This is a genomic window from Streptomyces sp. WI03-4A, from assembly GCF_033792105.1.
In the GTDB taxonomy this organism is placed as follows: domain Bacteria; phylum Actinomycetota; class Actinomycetes; order Streptomycetales; family Streptomycetaceae; genus Streptomyces; species Streptomyces collinus_A.
The window spans coordinates 94,939-116,734 of sequence record NZ_JARAUO010000017.1 but is presented as its reverse complement, the minus strand read 5'-3'; the positions used below and the strand labels follow the sequence as shown (position 1 = coordinate 116,734).

The window sequence follows — 21,796 nt, the reverse complement described above, 5'->3', positions numbered from 1 at the left end:
CGAGCTGCCCCGTTTCGTGACGCTAGCACGCACCCCGCCGCGGGGCTCCGTCGGCGGGGTGCGGTACTGCTGGAGAGGGACCCGGGGTCAGCCGAGGCGGGTCAGCTTGTCCGTGAAGCCGGGTTCGGTCAGGTCCGCCTTCAGGGCCACCGGCACCTTCACTGCGCCGACCCCACCGTCACCCACGGTGAGCGTGCCCACCTTGGTGCCGGCCTTCGCCGTGTGCGGCACGACGTCGGCGGCGAAGGACAGCTTCACCTTCAGCCCGGCCCAGCCGGCCGCCGTCACGTCCTTCGTGGCCACGACCGGGGTACGGCCGCCGAGCCCGTCGTCGGCGTACCCGACGACATCGCCCTTCTTCAGGATCGTCGCCGACTTCAGCGCGCCCTGTCCGGCCCGGATGAGCTTGTCGCCCGCGTCCAGGACCCCGCTGATGATGGTGTTGTCGGAGCCGCCCGCGGGCTGGCGCATCGCGGCCCCGATGATGGTGCGCGTCTCGCCGCCGACCTGCTGCTTCGCCGCGAAGACGAGGTTGCCGAGGGCGGACGTGGTGGTGCCGGTCTTGATGCCGACGACGTTGTTGTAGCCGACCAGCCGGTTGTAGTTGTTGTGCTTGACGCCCTTGTAGTCGACGTACGACATCATCGCCGCGACCTCGCGGAAGGCGGGCTTCTCCATCGCCTTCTTGGCCAGCTTGACCTGGTCCACGGCCGTGCTGACCGTCGAGTCCGTCAGGCCCGAGGGGTCGGTGTACGTGGTGTTGGTCATGCCGAGGCCCTTGGCGGCGGCGTTCATCTTCGTCACGAACGCCTTCTCCGACCCCGCGTCCCAGCGGGCCAGGAGCCGGGCCACGTTGTTGGCGGAGGGCAGGAGGATGGCCTCCAGGGCCTCACGCTCGGAGATCCGGTCGCCGGCCTTGACGGGCACGGTGGACTCCTGGCCGGCGTCCGACTGCTCCTCGGCGGGCTTGTCGATCGTGATCTTGGGGCCGGCCTCGCCGCTCTTGAGCGGGTGGTCACGCAGGACGAGGTACGCGGTCATCACCTTCGCGAGGCTGGCGATCGGCACGGGCTTCTGGGTCCCGGAGGAGCCGAAGGAGCCGATGCCCTGGACGTCGAGCGCGGCCTGTCCCTGGGACGGCCAGGGGATGTCGACCTTGCCGCCGGCGAAGGTGTAGCTGTCCTTCGCGGTGAGGTCGAGGGTCGGCTGCGGGAGCGGCCGGAACTCCTGCACCACCGCGAGGACGATCACCAGGAGGATGACCAGCGGGGTCCAGATCTTGACCCGGCGCACGATCGTGCGGACCGGGGTCTCCGGCGGCGGGGGCGTGTTCGTCAGCTCGGCCAGCAGGTCCAGCGGCGGCTTGGGCGGGAGCGGCTGCTGGGTGGTGCGCTCCGGGCCCACCTGGGGCACGGCGGTCGTCACGTCGGGCTTCAGCGCGACGAACTTGCTGGTGCGCTCGGCCTCCGGCGTGGCGGGCCGGGGCTTGGAGCCGAGCTTCAGCATGGTCGTCGGCTGGTCGACCTCGGGCTTCTTCGGGCGCAGGGCCTTGAAGGCGGTGGTCGGCTGGTCGACGACCTTCGCCTGCGGCGCCTCGGGGGTGCCGTCCCCGTCCTTCCCGTCCTCCCCGTCCTCCGCGTGACCGGATCGCGGGGCGGAGTCCGGGTCGGACTCGGGGGCGGCATCGGCCTTGGTCCCGGTCCTGGACTTCGGCTCGGGCTCGGGCTCCGCGCCGGACTTCGGCTCCGGCTTGGCGTCCTCCGGCTCCGGCTCGGACGCGGTCTCCGGCTTCGCGTCCTCCGGTGCGTCGGCTTCCGCGTCGGTGTCGGCGTCGGTGTGGGCCTCCGCCTCCTCGTCCGCGGGCGCGTCGGCGTCCTGGTCCTCGCTCGCGGCCGGGGCGGCGGCGGCCGCGGCAGTGTCCTCGTCGTCCGCCGGCTCGTTGTCGTCGTCGGAGCCGGTCGCCGGGTCCGTCTTCGCGTTCGCGTTCGCGTCGGTGCCGGCTTCGTCGTCCGCCTCGGCGTCGGCGGCCGCGCCCGTGTCGTCGGCCGACCCGCTCCCGGCCTTCCCCGCCGGTTCCTTCTCGGGCTCGGTCTCCTCTATGTCCTCGGCGTCCGCAGACTCGCCCTCGTCCACGGCCTCTTCGGAGCTCTCGGGCTTCTTTGCAGTCGCGTCGCCGCCGGAGCCGGGCTTCTTCGCGTCGCCGGCCGAGCGGACCCACGCCGAGACGGCCTCGCGGAGGTCGGCGTCCTCGTCCTCGGCGGCGGCCTCGGGCTCCCGCGCGGCGGGAGCGTCGCCCTCGGCGGACCCGGCGGGCTTCGCGGACCCGACGGCCGGCTCCGAGGACTCCCCGGACTCAGGGGCGCCGGCGGATCCGGCGGAGTCCGAAGGCTCGGCGGGTTCCGGCGATCCGGCCGCGGCCTTCACGTCCCGGACCGAGAGAACCTTCGTCGCGGTGTCCGTCTTGCCGCTCGAGGAATCCTTTTCGCGGGACACCGTGAGCCGCGGATCGCGAGCCCCGGGAACCGAACCCGCGCTCCCCGACGTCGGTTCCGCCGACGACTCCTGCTGCTTCGACCTGTCGGGGGACTCGCCCGCCACCGATGCCTCCTCCATGCGCCGCACGCGCCCGCGCGCGCCCTGTCCGAACCATGTACCAGTGTCCTGTGTGAGGGCCTGGCCCCTGCGGTAGACGAGAACGACATACCTGCCGGTTCCCTCACGAACCGGTCACGCACCCTCGACAGACCAATGTGAGAGGGGTCACCCTGTCATTCATCCACGCGGGGAGGCATGGATGGGCAGGAGCCGCAGAACAATTCCGGAGGAGCTTCTGTTGCTCGCACTGGACCCGGCCACGGGTACCACTGCGCAGCCGCAGTCGCTCGACCTCGGTCTGGCCGGAGCACAGCTAGTGGAGCTGGCGCTGGCCGGACGGATAGCCCCAGACGGGGATCGTATCGCCGTGGTGGTGCCACGGCCGACAGGAGATCCGACTCTGGACTGCGCGTTGGAGTTGCTGCGAAGGCGCGGCGCTCCGGTACGTGCGGTCCACTGGATCGGCGGGCCACGACTGGGGCTTCGCCAGACGTACCTGTCGCATCTGGAGCGGTGCGGCATGGTCGCCGCCGTAGCGGGTCAGATGTGCGGGGTGTTGCCGACGACGCGGTACCAGGCGACCGACACCGCCATCAGCAGGGAGATCCGGTCCCGGCTGGACACCGCGATCCGCACCGGCGTGCCGCCGGACCCGCGGACCGCGGCGCTCGCCGCCCTGGCGCACGCCGTCGGGCTCGGCAAGCACCTGTATCCGGGGAACGAGGGCCGCTCCTCACGTTCCCGGCTGCGGGACCTGATCCGGCACGACCCCATGGGCGGGCTGGTCGCGCACGCCGTGATGGACGTGCAGAACGGCGCGGTGGCCCAGCCACGCCGCGGTCCGGCCGCACCCGGCCGCCCGGCGGGGCCCGGAGTGAGGCCCGAACCCGCGCGCGGCGTTCCGATGCAGCCGCGCCACGGGTCCATGGCACGCGCCGTGGCCCACTGAGTCGCACCCGGTCCCCGAAGTCCGTTACGGGAGCCGCTGGTCCGGGCGGGGTGGTGAGACCTCCGAGGTCCCACCACCCCGCCCGGTCGCGTCCGGGACAAGCGGATCCGTGCCCGAACTGACGCGTACGCGCCGCATATCCACTGTTTGCCAGCGGTAGAAAGCACCTTGGTGGCAATCTGCTCAGCAGCAGATACGGAAAGTGCCAGGTACAGGCAGTCAGCCGGAGGTGCGCGTCACGTGGCGTCCAATGTCAATCCCACCGTCAGGCGACGCCGCCTGGGTCAGGAGCTGCGCAGGCTCCGTGAGCTCAAGGGCATGACCGCCGAAGAGGTGGCGGAGCGGCTGCTGGTGTCGCAGTCGAAGATCAGCCGGCTGGAGAACGGCCGCAGGAGCATCAGCCAGCGCGACGTGCGCGACCTGTGCGGAGTGTACGAGGTCGAGGACCAGCGGATCGTCGACTCGCTGATGGAGATGGCCCGTGACTCGCGGCAGCAGGGCTGGTGGCACACGTTCGGGGACATCCCGTACAGCGTGTACATCGGCCTGGAGACGGACGCCGAGTCGCTGCGGGTGTACGAACCCCAGCTGGTGACGGGCCTGCTGCAGACCCGCGCCTACGCGGAGGCCCTGGTGCAGGGCGCGTTGCCGGAGACCTCGACGGCGGAGATCGAGAAGCGCGTCCAGGTGCGCATGCGCCGACAGGAACGTATCACCGCAGAGGGCAACCCCCTGCGGCTGTGGGTGGTGCTCGACGAGGCGGCGCTGCGCCGGGTCGTGGGCAACAAACTCGTGATGCGCGAGCAGTTGGAGCACCTCATCGAGATGTCCCACCTGCCGCACGTCACCGTGCAGGTGCTGCCCTTCGAGGTGGGTGCCCACCCCGGGCTCAACGGCCAGTACGCCATCCTGGAGTTCACCGACGCGGCCGACTCCAGCGTGGTCTACCTGGAGGGCGTCACCAGCGACCTCTATCTGGAGAAGGCGCTGGACGTGCAGAAGTACGCCGTGATGTACGAGCATCTGCGGGCACAGTCCCTCAATGTGGAGCAATCCCGGCAATGCATCTCGGATGTGGCGAAAACCTACGCCGATTGAGCCTGCTCCACAGGAAGTGCCGGATCGTACACGGTGGTCCACTCAAGCGGAAGCTCACCTGGAATATGCCATCCGCTTGAGTGAACGACTACTCCGGCGGGGGCGGTTGCCCGGTAGCGTCGATCACGCCAATCAGTCGACAAGGTTGGCGTGAACCGCACCACCAGCAACTCGCAACAGGAGTGGACATGGCACTGATTCAGGGCGCTTCGGAGACGTGGATGAAGTCTTCTTATTCCGCGGGCAACGGCGCCTGCGTCGAGGTCAAGTCGCCCACCACCGCGGAACTCGCCGTGCGCGACTCCAAGGTCCACGAGGGTCCCGTCCTGGCCTTCCCCGCCGACGCGTGGAACGCCTTCGTGGCCTCGGTCAAGGCGTAGGGGGGCCTTCCCTGACCCTCGCCGGCAGACACGCACGACGACAACTGCACAAGCGTCACCCCGGAGCCCTCTCGACCAGTCGCCGTCCTTGCCGAGAGGGCTCGGGCATGCCTCGCCGCGCGGGGTCGGCCGGCTAGGCCAGCTGCGCCTCGATGGCAGCGACGACCTCGGCGGACTCTGGCTCGGTCTGCGGCGAGAAGCGGGCGACGACCTGTCCGTCCCGGCCGATCAGGAACTTCTCGAAGTTCCAGCGGATGTCCCCGCTGTGGCCCTCGGCGTCGGCGAAGCCCACCAGACGCTCGTACAGCGCGTGCCGGCCCTCCCCGTTCACCTCGACCTTCTCGGTCAGCGGGAAGGACACCCCGTACGTGGCCGAGCAGAACTCGGCGATCTCCTCGGCGGTGCCGGGCTCCTGCCCGAGGAACTGGTTGCAGGGCACGCCGAGCACGGTGAAGCCCTGCTCGGCGTAGCGCTCCTGCAGCCGCTCCAGGCCCGTGTACTGCGGGGTCAGGCCGCACTTGGAGGCCACGTTCACGATGAGCACGGTCTTGCCTGCGTAGCCCGGCAGAGCGGCGGAGCCGCCGCGCAGGGCGCCGATCTCGACGTCCAGCGCGGAGCCGTTGTGGTCAGTAGTGGTCATGAGCGGATGCTAACCCGGCCCGCTCGCGCGTTTACGGCTGGTCGGCACCCTCCTGGGCCTGCTGGGCCTGCTGGGCCTGCTGGGCCTGCTGGGTCTGCTGGGCCTGCTGGGTCTCCGGGGACTGGTGAACCGGCTGGGACGGCTGGGGCGGCACGCTCTTGGCGGTGAGGTCGGCACCGATGTGCTGCGCGGCCCGGTCGAAGTACCGCAGCAGCTCGACCGGGAACGGCATCACGAGCGTGGAGTTCTTCTCGGCCGCGACCTCCACGACGGTCTGGAGCAGACGCAGCTGCATCGCCTCGGGGGTGTCGGACATGATCCGCGAGGCGTTGGCGAGCTGCTGCGCGGCCTGGAACTCACCGTCGGCGGTGATGACCCGGGCCCGCCGCTCCCGCTCGGCCTCGGCCTGCCGCGACATCGACCGCTTGAGCGACTCGGGCAGCTGGACGTCCTTGATCTCGACGCGATCGATGTGAACGCCCCACGCGGCGGCCGGGCTGTCGATCATCAGGGCCAGCCCCTCGTGCAGCCGCTCCCGGTCGGTCAGCAGATCGTCCAGGTCGCTCTTGCCGATGATCGAGCGCAGTGAGGACTGGGCGACCTGGCCGACGGCGAAGACGTAGTCCTGCACCTCGATGGCGGCCCGCAGCGGGTCGGTCACCCGGAAGTAGACCACCGCGTCGACCTTCACCGACACGTTGTCCTTGGTGATGCCCTCCTGCGTGGGCACCGGCATGGTGACGACCTGCACGTTCACCTTGCGCATCCGGTCGGCGAACGGGATGAGGAAGGTGATCCCGGGCTGCCGGTGGCTCGGCAGGGCCTTGCCCCACCGGAACACCACCCCGCGCTCCACCTGGTTGACGACCCGCATGCCGCTCTTCAGCACGAGCAGCAGGAACACGGCCACGACGACCACTGCGACGACGGTGCCTTCCATGGCACTCCATTCTCCGACGCGACTTACGCCTCGTCCCGACCTGCTGGTCCGGACACCGGTGAGGACACCGCGGCGGGAGCCGCCGGATGCGGCGGGCGCGTCAGGGAAACGTAAAGAAACGGACGGGGCAGCGGTCCGCGAGGGGTGCCGGCCACCGGCGGACGGGTGAGGCGAACACGTAATACGTCACCGGGAGCGGGGCCGGATTGGTCCCGGACCGTTGTTCACCTGATCAGGGCAACTCACCCATCCGGCCCGGCCGCGGCACCGGATTCCCCGCGTGACGGACGAGGAGAAGGACCCGCGGGCACGGCGGCCGCCGCGCGCCGCGCTCGGCGCCCTGAGCGGGCTGCTGGGCGCGTTCGGCGCGCTCGCCGTGGCCGAACTGGCGGCGTCCGCCGTCCGCCCCGAGGCCGGCCCGGTCGTCGCCGTGGGCGGTGCGGCGATCGACCGGGCGCCGGCCGCCGTGAAGGACTGGGCGATCCGCCACTTCGGGACCGACGACAAACTGGTGCTCCAGGTGGGCATCCTGGCCGTGCTGGCCGTCGTGGCGGTGGTGCTGGGCGCACTGGCGGCACGGCTCGGCCGGGCGGCCGCAGCCGTCCTCGTCCTCGCGGCCTTCGGCCTCTTCGGAACCGCCGGAGCGTTGGCCGCGACCGGCCGCCCCGACTCCACCGGCTACCCCGACGCCCTGCCCTCGGCACTCGGCGCCCTGTTCGGCACGCTTCTCCTCCACACCCTGCTGACCCACCTCCGCCCGACCACGACCGGAACCGGTCCCGCGACGGGGAGGCGGGGCGTATCCGGCCCCGCGACCGGGCCGCTGGACCGACCCGCACCCGCGGCCGGCCCGCGGGGCGAATCCGGTCCCGTGACCGGTCCCCGGGCCGAACCCAGCCCCGCCACCGGCCCGGGGGCCGAACCCGGGCCCGCGACCGGGCCGCTGGACCGACCCGCACCCGCGGCCGGCCCGCGGGGCGGACGCGAGCCCGTGACCGGCCCGGGGGCCGAACCCGGGCCCGCGACCGGACCGCAGGATCAACCCACACCCGCGGCCGGCCCGCGGGGCGGACGCGAGCCCGTGACCGGCCCGGGGGCCGAACCCGGGCCTGCGACCGGACCGCAGGATCAACCCACACCCGTGACCGGCCCCCAGGGCGAACTGGGCCTCGCCACCGGCCGCCAGGCCGACCCCAGCTCCGCCTCCGGCCGCCAGGTCGACCCCAGCTCCGCCTCCGGCCGCCACAGCGAAGCGACCGGTGACTTCGATCGCCGGGGATTCGTCCGTACGGCAGTGGCCGCCGCGGTGGTCTCGGCCTCCGCCGGGGTCGTCGGGCGGTCGCTGAACGGTTCGAGCGGTGAGGACGCGGTCGCCTCGCGGCGGCGGCTGACCCTGCCCGCTCCCGGCTCACCGGCACGCCCCGTACCCGCCCGGGCCGGGCTGCGCGTCCCCGGGATCAGCCCCTTCCACACCCCGAACACCGGCTTCTACCGGGTCGACACGGCCCTGGTCGTGCCCAAGGTCGACGCGACCGCCTGGCGCCTGCGCATCCACGGCAAGGGGGTGCGCCGGCCGGTCGTCCACTCCTTCGGCGACCTGCTGCGCCGTGAGCTGATCGAGCGGGACATCACCCTCACCTGCGTCTCGAACGAGGTCGGCGGCCCCTACGTGGGCAACGTCCGCTGGATCGGCGTACGGCTGGCCGACCTGCTGGCCGAGGCCGGCGTGCGTCCGCCGTCGCGGGGCGGCCCGGCCGACCAGCTGGTGGCCCGCTCGGTCGACGGCATGACCCTCGGCACACCGGTCGAGGACGTGCTGGACGGCCGGGACGCGATGCTGGCCGTGGGCATGAACGGCGAGCCGCTGCCCTTCGCGCACGGCTTCCCGGTCCGCATGCTGGTGCCCGGCCTCTACGGCTACGTCTCCGCCTGCAAGTGGATCGAGGACATCGAGCTCACCACCTTCGACTCCTACGACCCCTACTGGGTCGAGCGGGGCTGGGCACGCCGGGCCCCGGTCAAGACCCAGTCCCGGATCGACACCCCGAAGCCGTTCGCCCCGCCGAAGGCGGGCCCGGTCATGGTCGCCGGAGTCGCCTGGGCCCAGCACCGCGGCATCGACAAGGTCGAGGTACGCGTCGACGACGGGCCCTGGCAGGAGGCCCGGCTGGCCGCCGAGGACACCCGCGACACCTGGCGGCAGTGGTCCTTCCCCTGGCAGGCCGCCAAGGGCCCGCACACCCTCACGGTCCGTGCGACCGACCGCACGGGCCGGGTCCAGACCGAGCGCCGCACGCGCACGATCCCGGACGGCGCGAGCGGCCGGCACTCGGTGGTGGTCACCGTCGACTGACCCGCCGCCCCCGCACGACCGACAACCGACCAACCCGACAACCGACCGACCAACCCAACAACCCAACAACCCAACAGGAGAACCGTGATGAACGCCCGTACCCGCCGTCTGGCCGTCACCCTCGCCGCCACCGCGGTGCTGCCCCTGGCCCTGAGCGCCTGTTCCGACTCCAAGGGCGGTGACTCCGGCAAGTCGGACTCGTCGAGCCCGGCGTCGGCCTCGCGCGGCGGCGGCGACATGGGCGGCTCGGCCGGCGACAGCACCGCCATGGACCAGCCGTTCGGCCCCGCCTGCTCCGCCGTCCCGAAGAACGGCGCGGGCTCCTTCGACGGCATGGCCAAGGACCCGGTGGCCACGGCCGCCTCGCACAACCCCGCGCTGTCCACGCTCGTGGCGGCGGTGCAGAAGGCCGGCCTGGTCGACACGCTCAACAACGCCCAGGACATCACCGTGTTCGCCCCGACCGACGACGCCTTCAAGAAGATCCCGAAGGCCACCCTGGACAAGGTCCTCGCCGACAAGGCCGCGCTGACGAAGATCCTGACCTACCACGTCGTCGGCAAGAAGCTGACCCCGAAGGACCTGGAGCACGGCTCCTTCGCCACGCTGGAGAAGTCGAAGCTGAGCACCGCCGGTTCGGGCGAGTCCTACACCGTCGACGACTCCGCGAAGGTCGTCTGCGGCAACGTCAAGACGGCCAACGCCAACGTGTACATCGTCGACACCGTGCTGATGCCGCAGAGCTGACACGGCGAAGGGGCCCGCCCCGCGACCACCACGGTCGCGGGCCGGGCCCCTTCGTGCGTTCAGCTCACGCGTGCGGGACGTGCGGGAACGGACAGCAGGCCGAGCGGCTTCGTGGTCGGCTGCCGCGACCCGCCGGCCGGCTCCACGGTGACGCCCACTCCGGAGGCGTCGTCCACCCGCCCCCGCATCAGCACCGTCTGGCCCGCCCGGCCGGTGCCCAGCAGACCGGCGGGCCGCATCCTGCCGCCGTCCGCGAACCACAGCTGGTAGACCTTGCCCTCGGGCGGGGCCGCCATGCCCGAGGCCACGAACACGGCCCGGTCCCGGCCCGCGGAGACCACCAGGGTGCCGGTGCCGCCCGCCATCCGCGCCGACCTCGTCGCCGCGTCCGGCGCGCCCAGCACCCCGGCCACCTCGTCGGCGTGCCGCTCCGCGACCGCCGCCTGCCGCCGGGCGTCCTGGGCCCGTTCGTACTGCCACACCGCCGTGCCCCCGAACACCGCCGCCGCGGCCAGGCAGGCGGCCAGCGCCCACCGGGCCGGCCCACGCCCACCCGGTACGGAACGCCCGGCCTGCGCCGGGGCGGGCTTGCCCGGGGGCACCTGACGGACCCCGGTGACGCGGCGCAGCACCTGCCCGCGCAGCGCCGCGCGGACGGGCTCGGAGGCGGCCGAGGCCAGCCGGGCGGCCGTCGCGGTGAACTCCGCGACCTCCCCCGCGCAGGACTCGCAGCCGGCCAGATGGCGTTCGAAGTCGGCGCGCTCGTCGTCGGGCAGCGCGTGCAGCGCGTAGGCACCCGTCAGCAGGTGCGGATCGGCCGTGTTCACGCGGTCACCCCCAGGCAGTCCCGCAGCCGGATGAGCCCGTCCCGCAGCCGGGTCTTCACCGTGCCCAGCGGCAGCGCGAGCGCCTCGGCGACCTGCCGGTAGGTCAGCCCGCGGTAGTACGCCAGCGTGAGGGACTGCCGCTGCAGCTCGGTGAGGGTCCGCAGGCAGCGCCGTACCTGCTCCTGCTCCAGCCGGATCTCGACCTGTTCGGTCACCTGGTCGTACTCGGGCGTCCGGGCCAGCAGCGCGGCCTTGCTGTCGCGGGCGGCGGCCGCTTCCACCGACCGGACCCGGTCCACCGCCCGCCGGTGGGCGAGGGTCAGGATCCAGTTGATCGCCGTACCGCGGTCGGGCCGGTAGCGCGGCGCGGTGCGCCACACCTCCACCAGGACGTCCTGTGCCACCTCCTCCGACTGCGCCTGGTCGCGCAGTACCGCCCGGACGACGCCGAGCACCGAGCCGGCCACCGCGTCGTACACCGCGGCGAACGCCTCCTGGTCGCCGAGGGCCACCTCGCGCACCAGTTGTTGCAGATCCGGCTTGGACGCCGGGTTCGTGCCGATGTGGACGGCTTCCTTCACCAGAGATCTCCCCAGGGTGCGACGGACGTTACGTCCCCGCGTAATCCGGGGCCCGGACGCCCGCGGATTGGTCGCACCGCGGGTTTTTCCGGCCGGGCGGGACCGGCGGCGCTCCTCACGCGTCGGCGGGCACCCACTGACGCTCACCCTGGCCGTTCGTGCCGTACCAGTAGCGGGGCAGCCCCTTGATGCCGCTGGTACGGAACGGGCGGCCGTGGTCGTCCACGCGGACCGTGCCGGAGCGGCCCTGGGAGGACCAGTCGAGCTCCAGGTACCAGGCGCAGTCGTACACGTCGGTCGTCGCGGTGACCAGCAGCACCTCCGGGTCCCCGGCGGACACGCGGTAGGGGAACCGCACCGCGGGGAGGGCCTTTCCGGCGTCGTTGCCGGGGCGCGGGTGGGCGATCGGCCGGTCGACGTCCAGGTTCACCGAGAACTCGCGGGGCGTCAGGTCGCCGCCACAGCCCTGTTCCATGGCGTACGCGGTGCCGGCGACCGGCGTGCCGCGGCTGACGACACGCACCCGGAGCGCCGTGAGGACCACGGCCGTGGACGACTTCCCCTGCACCGAGATCTGCACCATCGTCTGGTGCCCGTGCACCGCCCCCTGCGTCGCCGCCCAGCTCCCGGCGTCCTGCTGCACCGGCGGCGGCGGCACCTGCGCCGGGTCCTTCCGGATGACGTAGTCGTGCCCGCAACCGCCCTGCCAGACCTGCGAGTCGGCACTCCAGGCGAGCGGCACACCGGTCGGCGCGGGGGCGTCGCTCTTCCCGCCCGCCGACGGCTTCGGCCCGGCGCCGCCCGAAGCCCGTACGCCGGCGGAGGGCGAGGCCGAGGCCGAAGAACGGCTGGGGGAGGGGCTGCCGTGCGCGGCGGCGGTGGGGCGGTGCGACGCGCCGGCCGCCGCGGTACGGGTCCGTCCGTGCCCCTTGGCGGCCGGGTCGTCGTGGGACCGGTCGGCCGGCAGCGCGGCCAGGCTGCCCAGCGTCACCAGCAGCACGGCCGCCGCGGCGACACCGACGACGGTACGGCGACGGCGGTACCAGGGGCCGTCGGTCGGGCGGCTCGCGTCCCGCAGGACCGTCGGCTCGGAACCGCCGGCGTCGGCACCCGGGGCGCCGGCACCCGGGGCGCCCGCGGTACGGCTGCCGGGCCCGAAAGCCGGCTCTGCTGCCGCCGGTCGCAGCGGACTGTCGGCTGTGTCGGCTGTGGCGGCTGTGTCGGTTGCCGCCGGTTCGGCCGCTGCACCCGTGTGCGTGGGCTCCGGTGGCGGGTCGGCCGTCGCGGACTCCGCCGCCGCGTCGACGTTCGCCGGCTCCGAAGCGCCCCCGGCCGGTTCCGGTTTCCGAGCCTCGTCGGGCCTCGGCCGCTGGCGTGCCGTCAGTGCCAGCAGCCACAGGCGGTGCAGGTCGAGGCGTTCCTCCGGGGTCGCCCCGCAGAAGGCGGCCATGCGCTCCACGGGGGCGTAGTCCTGCGGGACCGCGTCGCCCGCGCAGTAGCGGTGCAGCGTGGAGGTGTTCATGTTGAGGCGCCGGGCCAGCGAGCCGTAGCTCCGGTCCGTGCGGTCCTTCAGCCGGCGCAGCAGCGCCGCGAACTGCTCGACGTCGTCCCCGATCGACACCGTTCCCCCGTCCTGCCGTGTGTCCCCGTATCCCAGGCGGTCCATATACCTGCACGTCAGATGGGCTGGGATGGTTCCACCGTCGGCGGAGGGGCTTCGGGCGTTGCGCCGGGCCGCCCCGACGGCCAATGCTCTTGGTGTCGCACCGACCAGGGCCAGGCCGACCAGCCGGCGGCGAGCGACAGACGACACCCATGCACTCATCCACGGGGGACACCCATGCCCAAGCGCACCCGAGCAGGCACGCTCCTCGCACTCGCCGTCACGGGCCTCGCCCTCGGCACGACGCTCGCCGCACCGGCGAACGCCGCCGCGTCCAAGGCGCCCGGCTTCCTCAAGGCGGCCGACCTCCCGCCGCACCCGAGCTCGGCCTGGACGGCCGGCAAGGTGACCGCCGGCGTACCGGAGGCCGTGGAGCGGGACCGCTGCCTGAGCATGGCGCTGGGCGGTGACGGCCGGGGCACCTGGTACCGGGAGTTCCGCACCGACCTGGACACGAACGCACGGCAGATCAGCGTGCGGTCGTCCACGACGGCCGCGGCGAAGGGCCGCTTCTCGCGGCTGAACAAGGACATCAAGTCCTGCGCGGCACGCATCGAGAAGGCAGACCCGGAGACCGAGGCCAGGCTGAAGGACTACGGCGCGCTGCGCGTCGAGGAGGGCGCCCACGTGTACGGCCTGCACACGGTGACCTCCTGGGGTGCCTCCGACATCCGGCTGCTCTCCGTCGGCCGGGACGGCAGGACCGTCACGGTCGTCGACTGGGGGCAGCTCGGCGGCTTCCGGGACGCGCCGGTGAAGGCGTTCAGGAAGACGACCGTCACGGCCGTGAACAGGCTCCACTGACCGCACGACCGGGGCCGCTCTCCGTCACGGGGGTGGGGAGAGCGGCTCGTGGACCGACCACGGACAGCGCCGAACGGCGCGGCCCGGCCCAACCGACTGACTGACTGACTGATCGACCGACTGACCGACTCCGAAACGACCATGAATACGGGGAACACACACATGAACAGCAAGACCCGCACCGTCCTGACCGCCGGCGTCCTCGCCGTCGCCCTGGGCCTCGGCGCCACCGCCCAGGCCTCCGCCGGCGCCCCGCGCAGTGTCAGCGGCAAGGCGAACGACAACATCACGCGCATCGCCGACTTCTACGGCACCTACATCGACGCGGTGTACGACGAGGACAGCGGCAAGCTCGGCAAGGCCCTGCGCAGCCACTACCTGACCCCGGCCTTCCAGAAGGAACTGGCGGCCTGGGAGGACCGGGAGCACGCCGACGGCGTCCTGCGCGCCCAGAACGTCCCGCTCGCCTGGAAGGTCACCGACAACGGCACCGCCCGCAACCACACGGAGGCCATCGTCACCCTGACCTGGAGCCGCGGCTCCAGCACCAAGCTGGTCGTCGACATGACCCGCGACACCCACCGGATCTACCACATCAGCGAGAAGAGCACGGTCCGCCGGTAGTCACCGGGGCCCGGCCGTCCGAAGGGCCACCCAGGGATCCGCGGAGGATCCCTGGCATCACCATGGATGTCTGCACACACGTCGTGCAGGACACCCAGCGCGAGGCCATGAGCCACATGACCGTCTGCTCCGGAAGAGGCGCCCCGAGCGTGGCTGACCACCCGCGTTGATGTCAGCGGTGGATGTCAAAGGCCCCTCACCTACGGAAATCCGTAGGTGAGGGGCCTTTGAACTGGTGCCCCCGGCAGGATTCGAACCTGCGACACCCGCTTTAGGAGAGCGGTGCTCTATCCCCTGAGCTACGAAGGCGCGGTACTCGGTCCACAGGGTACCGGATCGGGCCGGGGCGTGTGTGGGGTGATCTCGGGTCAGGCGGGGGGCACGGGGGTGAAGCGGGAGGCGGTGTGCAGGTCCGTCTCGATGTGGGCGGCGGTCGCGCGGAGGGCGGGGAGGAGGCCCTGGACGCAGTCGGCCAGGGTGCGGCGGGCCGCGTGGGTGGCCACGGTCAGGGCGGCGACCGTCCGGCCGGACCGGTCCCGCAGCGGTACGGCGATGGCGCGCAGGCCCGACTCCAGTTCCTCGTCGACCAGGGCGTAGCCCTGCGCGCGGACCTCGGCGAGGGCGGGCGGGAGCGGGGCGTCGGTGTCCGCCAGCAGGACCCGGCCCAGGGACGTCGACGCGGCCGGCAGCCGGGTGCCGACGGCGAAGTCCACGGTCAGTACCCGGCTCGCGCCGGCCCAGGCGGTGTACTGGACCTCCGGTTCCGGGCCCGGCACCAGGACCGCCAGCGCCGTCGGCTCGTGCAGCAGGTCCGCCAGCGCGCGGAGCCTGGGCCCGGCGAGCCGGGGGAGTGTGCTGCGGGACAGGGGCGGGAAGCCCAGGTCCAGGACGCGGGGGGTGAGGGTGAAGGTGCGGTCGGGCCCCGCGGTCACCAGCCCCAGGTGCTCGTACGTGATCAGCGCCCGGCGGGCCGTGGCCCGGGCCAGGCCGGTCGCGCGGGCCACCTCGGTCAGCGGCAGCGCCGAGCGGCCCTCGCCGAACGCGGTCAGCACGGTCAGGCCCCGGGCCAGCGACTCCACGAACTCCCGGCCCAGCTCGTGCTTGGACGCCGTCGTCCAGCCGGCCAGTCCCGAGGGCGGCGGTCCCGGCAGCGGCCGCGGTGCCTCCCGCAGCTCGTCCTCCATCGCCGCCACCGCCGTCCGCAGCCGCGGGAGCAGCGTGGTCCGCAGGCCGTCCGCGGAGTGGCGGCTGGTGTGGCTGACGACGCTGGCCACGCACGCGACGCGACCGGTGCCCGGCTCCCGCACCGGAACGGACACCGCGACCAGCCCGGGTTCGATCAACTGGTCGTCCAGCGCCCAGCCCTCGCGGCCGGCCTCCTCCGCCCGGCTTTCGAAGTCGTCGGCGGCGGACGGGGAACGGGACGGTACGGCCGGGAAGGACGCGTCCTTCGGGTCCGCGGCCCGCCGGTCCCGCCACCGCCGCCACTCCGCCCGCGTCCACTCGGCCGCGAACAGCGGTCCCGGCGCGGTGCGTTCGGCCGGCAGCAGGTCGCCGATGCGGAAGCTGACCGACATCGCGCGGCGGCGGGTCGCCTGGTGGATGAAGCGGATGCCGTCCAGGTCGGCCACCGCCAGCGACACCGACTCGTCCAGCTCGTCGGCGAGGGCGTCGGCGCGTGCGGCGAGCAGCGCGGGCAGGCGCAGGGCGGCCAGGTAGGCGTTGCCCAGCTCCATCACGCGGGGCGTCAGGACGACGTCCCGGCCGTCCAGGCGTACGTATCCCATCCGGGAGAGGGTGGCGGTGATCCGGTCGACCGTGGACCGCGCGAGGCCGGTGTCCCGTTCCAGCGCGCTCGGGCTCAGCGTGCCGCCCGCCTCGGTCAGCCGCCGCAGTACGGCGATGCCGCGCATGAGCGGCGCCACCGCCTCGGCCGGCGGCCCGGCCTCGGCGCCGGCCTCTGCGCCGGCCTCGGCGTCCTCCCGTGCGGTGTTCGCGGGCATCGACTCTCCGTTACGGCATCCAGGAACGACGCCTACGCTAAACCCCGCCGCCTCCGCGTCCCCTCGCGTCCCACCGCCATCCGGACGGTCCTCACACCCGTCCCAGCACCCGGCTGCCGCAGCCGTGGCGAACACTCCGGTGCCCCCACCCCGCCCCTACCTATCCCCGAGTGATCCGCATCCGATACGCCCCGCCGGGCGTCCCGCTCAGTACCTGGACGGTGATCCGGTGGCGGGGGTCCTTGAAGGTTTGGCCGACGGAGAAGGGGGCGTCGGAGAGTTCGGCGTGGACGTTGGGGCTGCGGGTGCAGCCGCCGCTGTCGCGGTGGCCGTCGTAGACCGTGATGGGGCCGCGCCCGGTGTCCACGGTGGAGTCGACGCGGTAGATGAGGATGCCGGGTTCGCAGACGTCCTCGTCATTGCCGCCCGGTGCGCGCAGCTCCAGTGCGTACACGCTGCGGGAGTCGACCGGCACCAGGACGAGTTTCCCGCCGCCCGCCTTGTACAGCGGGGTCAGCGTGTACTCGACGCTGCCCCGGGCCGCCGCGCAGCCGACCTGGGTGCCGTCCAGCCAGCCCAGCTTCCACTTGTGCCAGCCGAGCAGGTCGTTGTTGGCCCCCCAGTCCTCGCTCATGATGTCCCAGTGCCCGACCGCGCCCCCGCCCTCCTGGGTGTACAGGTCGGGCAGGCCGAAGGTGTGGCCGTTCTCGTGCGGCAGCACCCGGTAGCCGGTGCGGGCGTAGGAGCCGGAGCCGTCGTCCTGGCGGGAGTAGACGAAGGACGCGTTGGAGATGGGGACGCCGTCGGCGACCGGGGCGTCGGAGTTGCCGGCGAAGGTCACGGACAGCACCGTGTCCAGGGCGGAGGGGCCGGCGTTCGGGGTGACCAGCACGTTCAGCAGGTCGTACGAGCGGAAGTCCACGTCGGGATCGGCGGCGGCCACGATGTCCTGGACCAGGTCCCGGTAGCCGGGGTCGAAGGGCGCGCCGCGCTCTATTCCGTACGCCTTGAAGGGCTTCGGCATCCGCAGCCAGGTGGGTATGGGGGTCTCGGGGCGGTAGTCGAGGCGGCCGTAGGACGCCGTGCGGAACCACTCCTGGGTCTGCGGGAAGAACTCGTGGAAGCGGTCGAGCGCGCTGCCCTGTCCGGGCGCGTCGGAGAAGTCGACCATCAGGGTCAGGGCGTGGACCGTGCCCGTGGAGTGCGAGTAGCCGGTGGGGGTGGGCAGACCTTCCGTCATCTGTACGTCCAGGCCGCCGCGTATGAAGCAGGGGGAGAGCGCGGAGGAGCGGGCCAGGCCGACCGGCCCCGCGGTGGTGCGCGCCGTCAGACGCCCGGTTCCGGCCGAGGTGCTGACCGCGAAGGTCAGGACGGTCACCGCGGCGAGGGCGGCCACACGGCGCGGGCGTATGCGGCGGCGACGGGGTGACTGCGGCTGCATGCATGGACCTTTCGCTCCACGGCAGCCGTGGTCTCCGGCTGCACCCTTGCGATCACCCTGTGTGGCCGGGGTGACGGGCGCGCGCTGGAGGAGACCGATCGTGGGAAATCCCGGCGCGGGCGGGTGGGATGCTCACGCGGCGGGTGTGAGCCAGGTCACGGGAATTCTTTTCGACGGCGGGAAATAACCGGGGAACCTCTCCCCGTTTAGACCTGTGTCCGAGCGAAACGGGGAGTCACTCCCCGGATCCCCTCACCGCCCCGGACACACCGTCGAGACCCGAGGAGTACGCCGTGCAGACCGCAGCCCCCGAGCGCAAGGTGCCCCGGCCGCGCGCCGACGCCCTGCGCAACCGGGAGCGGATCGTCACCGCCGCCCGGGAGATGTTCGTCGAGCACGGCCCGGACGTGCCGCTCGACGAGATCGCCCGCCGGGCCGGTGTCGGCAACGCCACGCTGTACCGCAACTTCCCTGACCGCGATGCCCTCGTCCGCGAGGTCGTCTGCTCCGTGATGGACCGTACGGCCGAGGCGGCCGAGCAGGCCCTCGCGGAGACCGGAGACGCCTTCGCCGCACTGGAGCGCTTCGTGCACGCCGCCGCCGACGAGCGGATCAGCGCCCTGTGCCCGATGGTCTCCAGCACCTTCGACCAGCACCACCCCGACCTGGAGGCGTCCCGGGAACGCGTCGAGCAGCTCATCGGCGAGATCGTGGGCCGCGCCAAGGCGGCCGGGCAGCTCAGGACCGATGTCGGTGTCGGTGATCTGATGGTCGCCGCGGCCCAGCTCAGCCGGCCCCCGGCGGGTACGGGCTGTGGGTTCGGCGATCGCTTCGTGCACCGTCATCTGCAGCTGTTCCTGGACGGCCTGCGGGCCCCGGCCCGCTCCGCCCTGCCGGGCACGGCAGTGACCATGAAGGAGCTGCGTCAGTCCTGACCGCTTCCGCGATCACCAACCGCGTCGCCCGGTTCCGCATCGCTCGGTTCCGCACTGCTTAGTTCCGCACTGCTCAGTTCCGTATCGCTCGGTTCCGCATCGCTCAGTTCCGTACGGCTCGGCGGTCCTTCCTCTCGCCCTGCCTCCCTCTCTTCTTCTCTTTTTCCGTCACGAAGTCCCGAAGTGGGTACCTCCATGTCCGAAACAGCCCTCAAGGCTCGCGGCGCCGCCGCTCCGAGCGGTGACGCCAACCGCTGGAAAGCGCTCGTCTTCATCGCGCTCGCCCAGCTGATGGTCGTCCTCGACGCCACCATCGTGAACATCGCCCTGCCCTCCGCCCAGCAGGACCTCGGCATATCCGACGGCAACCGCCAGTGGGTGGTCACCGCCTACGCCCTGGCCTTCGGCGGTCTGCTGCTGTTCGGCGGCCGCATCGCCGACCTGTGGGGCCGCAAGCGCGCGTTCGTGCTCGGTCTGGCCGGCTTCGCCGCCGCGTCCGCGCTCGGCGGTGCCGCGACCAGCGGGTCGATGATGTTCGGCGCCCGCGCCCTGCAGGGTGTGTTCGGCGCGCTGCTCGCCCCGGCCGCGCTCTCGCTGCTGGCCGTGATGTTCACCGACGCCAAGGAGCGCGCCAAGGCGTTCGGCATCTACGGCGCCATCGCCGGTGGTGGCGGTGCCGTCGGCCTGATCCTCGGCGGTTTCCTCACCGAGTACCTGGACTGGCGCTGGACCTTCTTCGTGAACGTCCCGTTCGCCTTCGTCGCCGCCGCCGGTGCCTACTTCGTCATCCGTGAGCCGGAGGGCGGCCGCAACCGCTCCCCGCTCGACATCCCCGGCGTGGTCCTGTCCACCCTGGGTCTGGTCTCCCTCGTCTACGGCTTCACGCGTGCCGAGAGCGACGGCTGGGGCGACGCCGTGACCGTCTCGATGTTCGTCGCCTCCGCGGTGCTGCTGGTCGCCTTCGCCCTCGTCGAGTCGCGGGTCAAGGCGCCGCTGCTGCCGCTGCGCGTGGTGACCGACCGCAACCGCGGCGGCATCTACCTCTCCCTCGGTCTCGCGATCATCGGCATGTTCGGCCTGTTCCTCTTCCTGACCTACTACCTCCAGGTCGTGAAGGGCTACACGCCGGTCAAGACCGGCTTCGCCTTCCTGCCGATGGTGGCGGGCATGATCACCGGCTCCACCCAGATCGGCGCCCGGCTGATGACCCGGGTCCCGGCCCGCCTCCTGATGGGCCCGGGCTTCCTGGTCGCCGCGCTCGGCATGCTGATCCTGACCCAGCTGAGGATCGACTCGTCGTACACCACCCAGCTCCTGCCCGCGATGCTGCTGCTCGGCCTCGGCATGGGTACGGCGTTCATGCCGGCCATGTCGCTGGCCACCCAGGGCGTGCAGCCCCGGGACGCCGGTGTGGCCTCCGCGATGGTCAACACCTCGCAGCAGGTGGGCGGCGCGATCGGCACCGCCCTGCTGAACACGATCGCCGCGTCCGCGACCACCTCGTACATCACGGACCACATCGGCGGTGCGGCCGGCAGGCCGCAGCAGGAGCTGGTCAAGCTCCAGGGCATGGTGCACGGCTACAGCACCGCGATCTGGTTCGCCGTCGGCATCCTGACGCTCGCCTCGGTGATCGCCTTCACCTTCGTCAACGCGGGCCGGCCGGGCAGCACTCCGGTCGCCTCCGGCGAGGGTGCCGAGGACGAGCTGCCGGTGCCGGTGGTGGCCCACTGACCCCGGGCCACGGCCCGCTGGCCCGGACCCGGTCCGCGGTCCGCTGACCCGGTTCCGGTCCCCGGCTCCGCTGACAACGGGCCGTCAGCGGAGCCAGGGCAGGTCCGCACCCGCTTCGTTGGGCTGAAGGCCCTCGGCGACGATCTCCATGATCTCGCCGAGGGCCTTCTGCTGTTCCGGTGTCAGCCGCTCGAACAACGCCTGCCGCACGGCGGCCACATGACCCGGCGCGGTCCGGCGCAGCACCTCGGCGCCCTCGTCGGTGAGCACCGCGAACTGGCCCCGCTTGTCGGACGGGCAGTCCTCGCGGCGGACCCAGCCGCTCTTCTCCAGGCGGGCGATCGCGTGCGACAGCCGGGAGCGGGTGATCTTCGACCGCATCGCCAGCTCGGTCATCCGCAGCCGGCGGCGCGGCGCCTCGGCGAGGCCGACGAGCAGGCCGTAGTAGATGTGCGGCATCCCCGCGTCACGCTGGAGCTGCCGGTCGAGGTGGTCCTCCAGGAGGGTGGTGGCGTGCAGGTAGGCGCGCCAGACGCGCTGCTCCTCGTCGGTGAGCCAGCGGTGCCGGCCCGCGGAGTCCGTTGCCCTGTTCATGGGTCCCACTGTACGAGCCATCTCCTTGAAACTTGAACAAGTCGGGCGTAGGCTGGGGTGAAAAGCTTGAGAGTTAAAACATCTGGAGTCGCCGTCATGTCCGCAGCCACCGAGGAACGCATGCCCGCGCTGTACCTCAGTCACGGCGCCCCGCCCCTCGCCGACGACCCGGTCTGGCCCGGCCAGCTCGCCGCCTGGTCCGCCGACCTGCCGCGCCCCAAGGCCATCCTGATGGTCTCCGCCCATTGGGAGGAGGCGCCCCTCGCTCTGGGCGCCACGCACACCGTCCCCCTCGTCTACGACTTCTGGGGCTTCCCCGAGCACTACTACCAGGTGCGGTACGCCGCCCCCGGCGCCCCCGAACTGGCCGACTCCGTACGCAAGCTGCTGCGCGCCCCCGGCATCCCCGTCCAGGACATCCCCGACCGGGGCCTCGACCACGGCGCCTACGTCCCGCTGGCCGAGATGTTCCCGGCCGCCGACATCCCGGTGCTGCAGATCTCCATGCCCACCCTCGACCCGGTCCGGCTGATGGACATCGGGCGCAAGCTCGCCCCGCTGCGCGACGAGGGCGTGCTGATCGTCGGTTCAGGCTTCTTCACGCACAACCTGGCCGCCCTGCGCCACGCGGGCGGGGTGCCGAGCTGGTCCTCGGAGTTCGACGACTGGGGCAGGCGGGCCCTGGAGGCCCGGGACTGGGACGCCCTGCTCGACTTCCTCCACAAGGCCCCGGCCGGCCGCTACGCCCACCCGCGCACCGAACACTTCGCCCCGCTGTTCGTGACCATGGGCGCGGCGGAGGCCGGCGGCGAGCCGAGCGCGCACCGGTCGGTGATCGACGGGTTCTGGATGGGAATGGCGAAGCGGTCGGTGCAGTTCGACTGAGCG

Annotated in this window: 19 protein-coding genes and 1 tRNA gene; 10 read left to right on the top strand and 10 right to left on the bottom strand. The window is 72.4% G+C overall.

The window, feature by feature from the left end; translation table 11 throughout:
* Positions 1 to 87 precede the first annotated feature (87 nt).
* Positions 88 to 2,493: a D-alanyl-D-alanine carboxypeptidase gene (locus PV343_RS19315; RefSeq protein WP_415923500.1), complete on the bottom strand. Its 2,406-nt coding sequence runs from the start codon at positions 2,491 to 2,493 to the stop codon at positions 88 to 90.
* A gap of 301 nt (positions 2,494 to 2,794) precedes the next feature.
* On the opposite strand from PV343_RS19315, the gene PV343_RS19310 reads away from it, so the two are divergent.
* The 3 genes from PV343_RS19310 (at position 2,795) to PV343_RS19300 (ending at position 5,022) form a co-directional block, all read left to right on the top strand.
* Complete coding sequence (locus PV343_RS19310) at positions 2,795 to 3,544, top strand: GOLPH3/VPS74 family protein (RefSeq protein WP_319148186.1); 750 nt, start codon at positions 2,795 to 2,797, stop codon at positions 3,542 to 3,544.
* 240 nt (positions 3,545 to 3,784) lie between these two features.
* Entirely contained in the window at positions 3,785 to 4,642 is an 858-nt protein-coding gene (locus tag PV343_RS19305; protein ID WP_319148185.1) for a helix-turn-helix domain-containing protein, read from the top strand.
* A 188-nt stretch (positions 4,643 to 4,830) separates the two neighbouring features.
* Entirely contained in the window at positions 4,831 to 5,022 is a 192-nt protein-coding gene (locus PV343_RS19300) for a DUF397 domain-containing protein (protein ID WP_020940643.1), read from the top strand.
* Between the two features lie 133 nt (positions 5,023 to 5,155).
* On the opposite strand, the gene PV343_RS19295 is transcribed toward PV343_RS19300, so the two are convergent.
* Together PV343_RS19295 and PV343_RS19290 are read right to left on the bottom strand one after the other, a co-directional pair.
* Positions 5,156 to 5,662: a glutathione peroxidase gene (locus PV343_RS19295; RefSeq protein ID WP_319148184.1), complete on the bottom strand. Its 507-nt coding sequence runs from the start codon at positions 5,660 to 5,662 to the stop codon at positions 5,156 to 5,158.
* A 31-nt stretch (positions 5,663 to 5,693) separates the two neighbouring features.
* Positions 5,694 to 6,602, bottom strand: a complete 909-nt coding sequence (locus PV343_RS19290) for a slipin family protein (protein WP_319148183.1) — start codon at positions 6,600 to 6,602, stop codon at positions 5,694 to 5,696.
* A gap of 280 nt (positions 6,603 to 6,882) precedes the next feature.
* Here PV343_RS19290 and PV343_RS19285 point away from each other — a divergent pair, with 280 nt between their 5' ends.
* Positions 6,883 to 8,955, top strand: a complete 2,073-nt coding sequence (locus tag PV343_RS19285) for a molybdopterin-dependent oxidoreductase (protein WP_319148182.1) — start codon at positions 6,883 to 6,885, stop codon at positions 8,953 to 8,955.
* A gap of 87 nt (positions 8,956 to 9,042) precedes the next feature.
* Positions 9,043 to 9,702, top strand: a complete 660-nt coding sequence (locus tag PV343_RS19280) for a fasciclin domain-containing protein (protein ID WP_319148181.1) — start codon at positions 9,043 to 9,045, stop codon at positions 9,700 to 9,702.
* 59 nt (positions 9,703 to 9,761) lie between these two features.
* Here the strand turns inward: PV343_RS19280 and PV343_RS19275 are convergent, their stop codons facing one another.
* The 3 genes from PV343_RS19275 to PV343_RS19265 all read right to left on the bottom strand — a co-directional run bounded on the left by PV343_RS19275 (position 9,762) and on the right by PV343_RS19265 (position 12,776).
* On the bottom strand, positions 9,762 to 10,529 hold the full coding sequence (locus PV343_RS19275) for an anti-sigma factor (protein WP_319148180.1): 768 nt from the start codon (positions 10,527 to 10,529) through the stop codon (positions 9,762 to 9,764).
* Positions 10,526 to 11,110 carry a sigma-70 family RNA polymerase sigma factor gene (locus PV343_RS19270; RefSeq protein WP_319148179.1) on the bottom strand — a complete coding sequence of 195 codons (585 nt, stop codon included), beginning with the start codon at positions 11,108 to 11,110 and terminating at the stop codon, positions 10,526 to 10,528. The genes PV343_RS19275 and PV343_RS19270 overlap by 4 nt, the downstream gene beginning before the upstream one ends.
* A gap of 115 nt (positions 11,111 to 11,225) precedes the next feature.
* Positions 11,226 to 12,776 carry a transcriptional regulator gene (locus PV343_RS19265; protein WP_319148178.1) on the bottom strand — a complete coding sequence of 517 codons (1,551 nt, stop codon included), beginning with the start codon at positions 12,774 to 12,776 and terminating at the stop codon, positions 11,226 to 11,228.
* Positions 12,777 to 12,950: 174 nt separating this feature from the next.
* Between PV343_RS19265 and PV343_RS19260 the strand changes: the two genes are divergently transcribed.
* Positions 12,951 to 13,577 carry a hypothetical protein gene (locus PV343_RS19260; RefSeq protein ID WP_319148177.1) on the top strand — a complete coding sequence of 209 codons (627 nt, stop codon included), beginning with the start codon at positions 12,951 to 12,953 and terminating at the stop codon, positions 13,575 to 13,577.
* 162 nt (positions 13,578 to 13,739) lie between these two features.
* Positions 13,740 to 14,201 (top strand): hypothetical protein, encoded by a 462-nt coding sequence (locus tag PV343_RS19255; protein ID WP_319148176.1) that lies wholly within the window; start codon positions 13,740 to 13,742, stop codon positions 14,199 to 14,201.
* A gap of 233 nt (positions 14,202 to 14,434) precedes the next feature.
* Here PV343_RS19255 and PV343_RS19250 read toward each other — a convergent pair.
* The 3 genes from PV343_RS19250 to PV343_RS19240 all read right to left on the bottom strand — a co-directional run bounded on the left by PV343_RS19250 (position 14,435) and on the right by PV343_RS19240 (position 17,645).
* A tRNA-Arg gene (locus PV343_RS19250) sits at positions 14,435 to 14,510 on the bottom strand.
* A 59-nt stretch (positions 14,511 to 14,569) separates the two neighbouring features.
* The gene (locus tag PV343_RS19245) at positions 14,570 to 16,204 is read right to left on the bottom strand and encodes an IclR family transcriptional regulator domain-containing protein (RefSeq protein WP_319148175.1); all 1,635 of its coding nucleotides are present in this window, start codon (positions 16,202 to 16,204) and stop codon (positions 14,570 to 14,572) included.
* 160 nt (positions 16,205 to 16,364) lie between these two features.
* Positions 16,365 to 17,645: a M6 family metalloprotease domain-containing protein gene (locus PV343_RS19240; RefSeq protein WP_319148174.1), complete on the bottom strand. Its 1,281-nt coding sequence runs from the start codon at positions 17,643 to 17,645 to the stop codon at positions 16,365 to 16,367.
* A gap of 293 nt (positions 17,646 to 17,938) precedes the next feature.
* On the opposite strand from PV343_RS19240, the gene PV343_RS19235 reads away from it, so the two are divergent.
* The gene (locus PV343_RS19235) at positions 17,939 to 18,580 is read left to right on the top strand and encodes a TetR/AcrR family transcriptional regulator (RefSeq protein WP_319148173.1); all 642 of its coding nucleotides are present in this window, start codon (positions 17,939 to 17,941) and stop codon (positions 18,578 to 18,580) included.
* 195 nt (positions 18,581 to 18,775) lie between these two features.
* Positions 18,776 to 20,314 carry an MFS transporter gene (locus PV343_RS19230; RefSeq protein WP_319148172.1) on the top strand — a complete coding sequence of 513 codons (1,539 nt, stop codon included), beginning with the start codon at positions 18,776 to 18,778 and terminating at the stop codon, positions 20,312 to 20,314.
* An 84-nt stretch (positions 20,315 to 20,398) separates the two neighbouring features.
* Here the strand turns inward: PV343_RS19230 and PV343_RS19225 are convergent, their stop codons facing one another.
* Positions 20,399 to 20,908: a MarR family winged helix-turn-helix transcriptional regulator gene (locus PV343_RS19225; protein WP_319148171.1), complete on the bottom strand. Its 510-nt coding sequence runs from the start codon at positions 20,906 to 20,908 to the stop codon at positions 20,399 to 20,401.
* A 96-nt stretch (positions 20,909 to 21,004) separates the two neighbouring features.
* Here PV343_RS19225 and PV343_RS19220 point away from each other — a divergent pair, with 96 nt between their 5' ends.
* Entirely contained in the window at positions 21,005 to 21,793 is a 789-nt protein-coding gene (locus tag PV343_RS19220) for a dioxygenase (protein WP_319148170.1), read from the top strand.
* Positions 21,794 to 21,796 lie beyond the last annotated feature (3 nt).

Bases quoted from the DNA above. Each gene is read 5' to 3' on its own strand.
- PV343_RS19310 (WP_319148186.1), top strand. From the start codon at position 2,795: ATGGGCAGGAGCCGCAGAACAATTCCGGAGGAGCTTCTGTTGCTCGCA.
- PV343_RS19300 (WP_020940643.1), top strand. From the start codon at position 4,831: ATGGCACTGATTCAGGGCGCTTCGGAGACGTGGATGAAGTCTTCTTAT.
- PV343_RS19295 (WP_319148184.1), bottom strand. From the start codon at position 5,662: ATGACCACTACTGACCACAACGGCTCCGCGCTGGACGTCGAGATCGGC.
- PV343_RS19290 (WP_319148183.1), bottom strand. From the start codon at position 6,602: ATGGAAGGCACCGTCGTCGCAGTGGTCGTCGTGGCCGTGTTCCTGCTG.
- PV343_RS19280 (WP_319148181.1), top strand. From the start codon at position 9,043: ATGAACGCCCGTACCCGCCGTCTGGCCGTCACCCTCGCCGCCACCGCG.
- PV343_RS19265 (WP_319148178.1), bottom strand. From the start codon at position 12,776: ATGGACCGCCTGGGATACGGGGACACACGGCAGGACGGGGGAACGGTG.
- PV343_RS19260 (WP_319148177.1), top strand. From the start codon at position 12,951: ATGCCCAAGCGCACCCGAGCAGGCACGCTCCTCGCACTCGCCGTCACG.
- PV343_RS19255 (WP_319148176.1), top strand. From the start codon at position 13,740: ATGAACAGCAAGACCCGCACCGTCCTGACCGCCGGCGTCCTCGCCGTC.
- PV343_RS19245 (WP_319148175.1), bottom strand. From the start codon at position 16,204: ATGCCCGCGAACACCGCACGGGAGGACGCCGAGGCCGGCGCAGAGGCC.
- PV343_RS19240 (WP_319148174.1), bottom strand. From the start codon at position 17,645: ATGCAGCCGCAGTCACCCCGTCGCCGCCGCATACGCCCGCGCCGTGTG.
- PV343_RS19230 (WP_319148172.1), top strand. From the start codon at position 18,776: ATGTCCGAAACAGCCCTCAAGGCTCGCGGCGCCGCCGCTCCGAGCGGT.
- PV343_RS19225 (WP_319148171.1), bottom strand. From the start codon at position 20,908: ATGAACAGGGCAACGGACTCCGCGGGCCGGCACCGCTGGCTCACCGAC.
- PV343_RS19220 (WP_319148170.1), top strand. From the start codon at position 21,005: ATGTCCGCAGCCACCGAGGAACGCATGCCCGCGCTGTACCTCAGTCAC.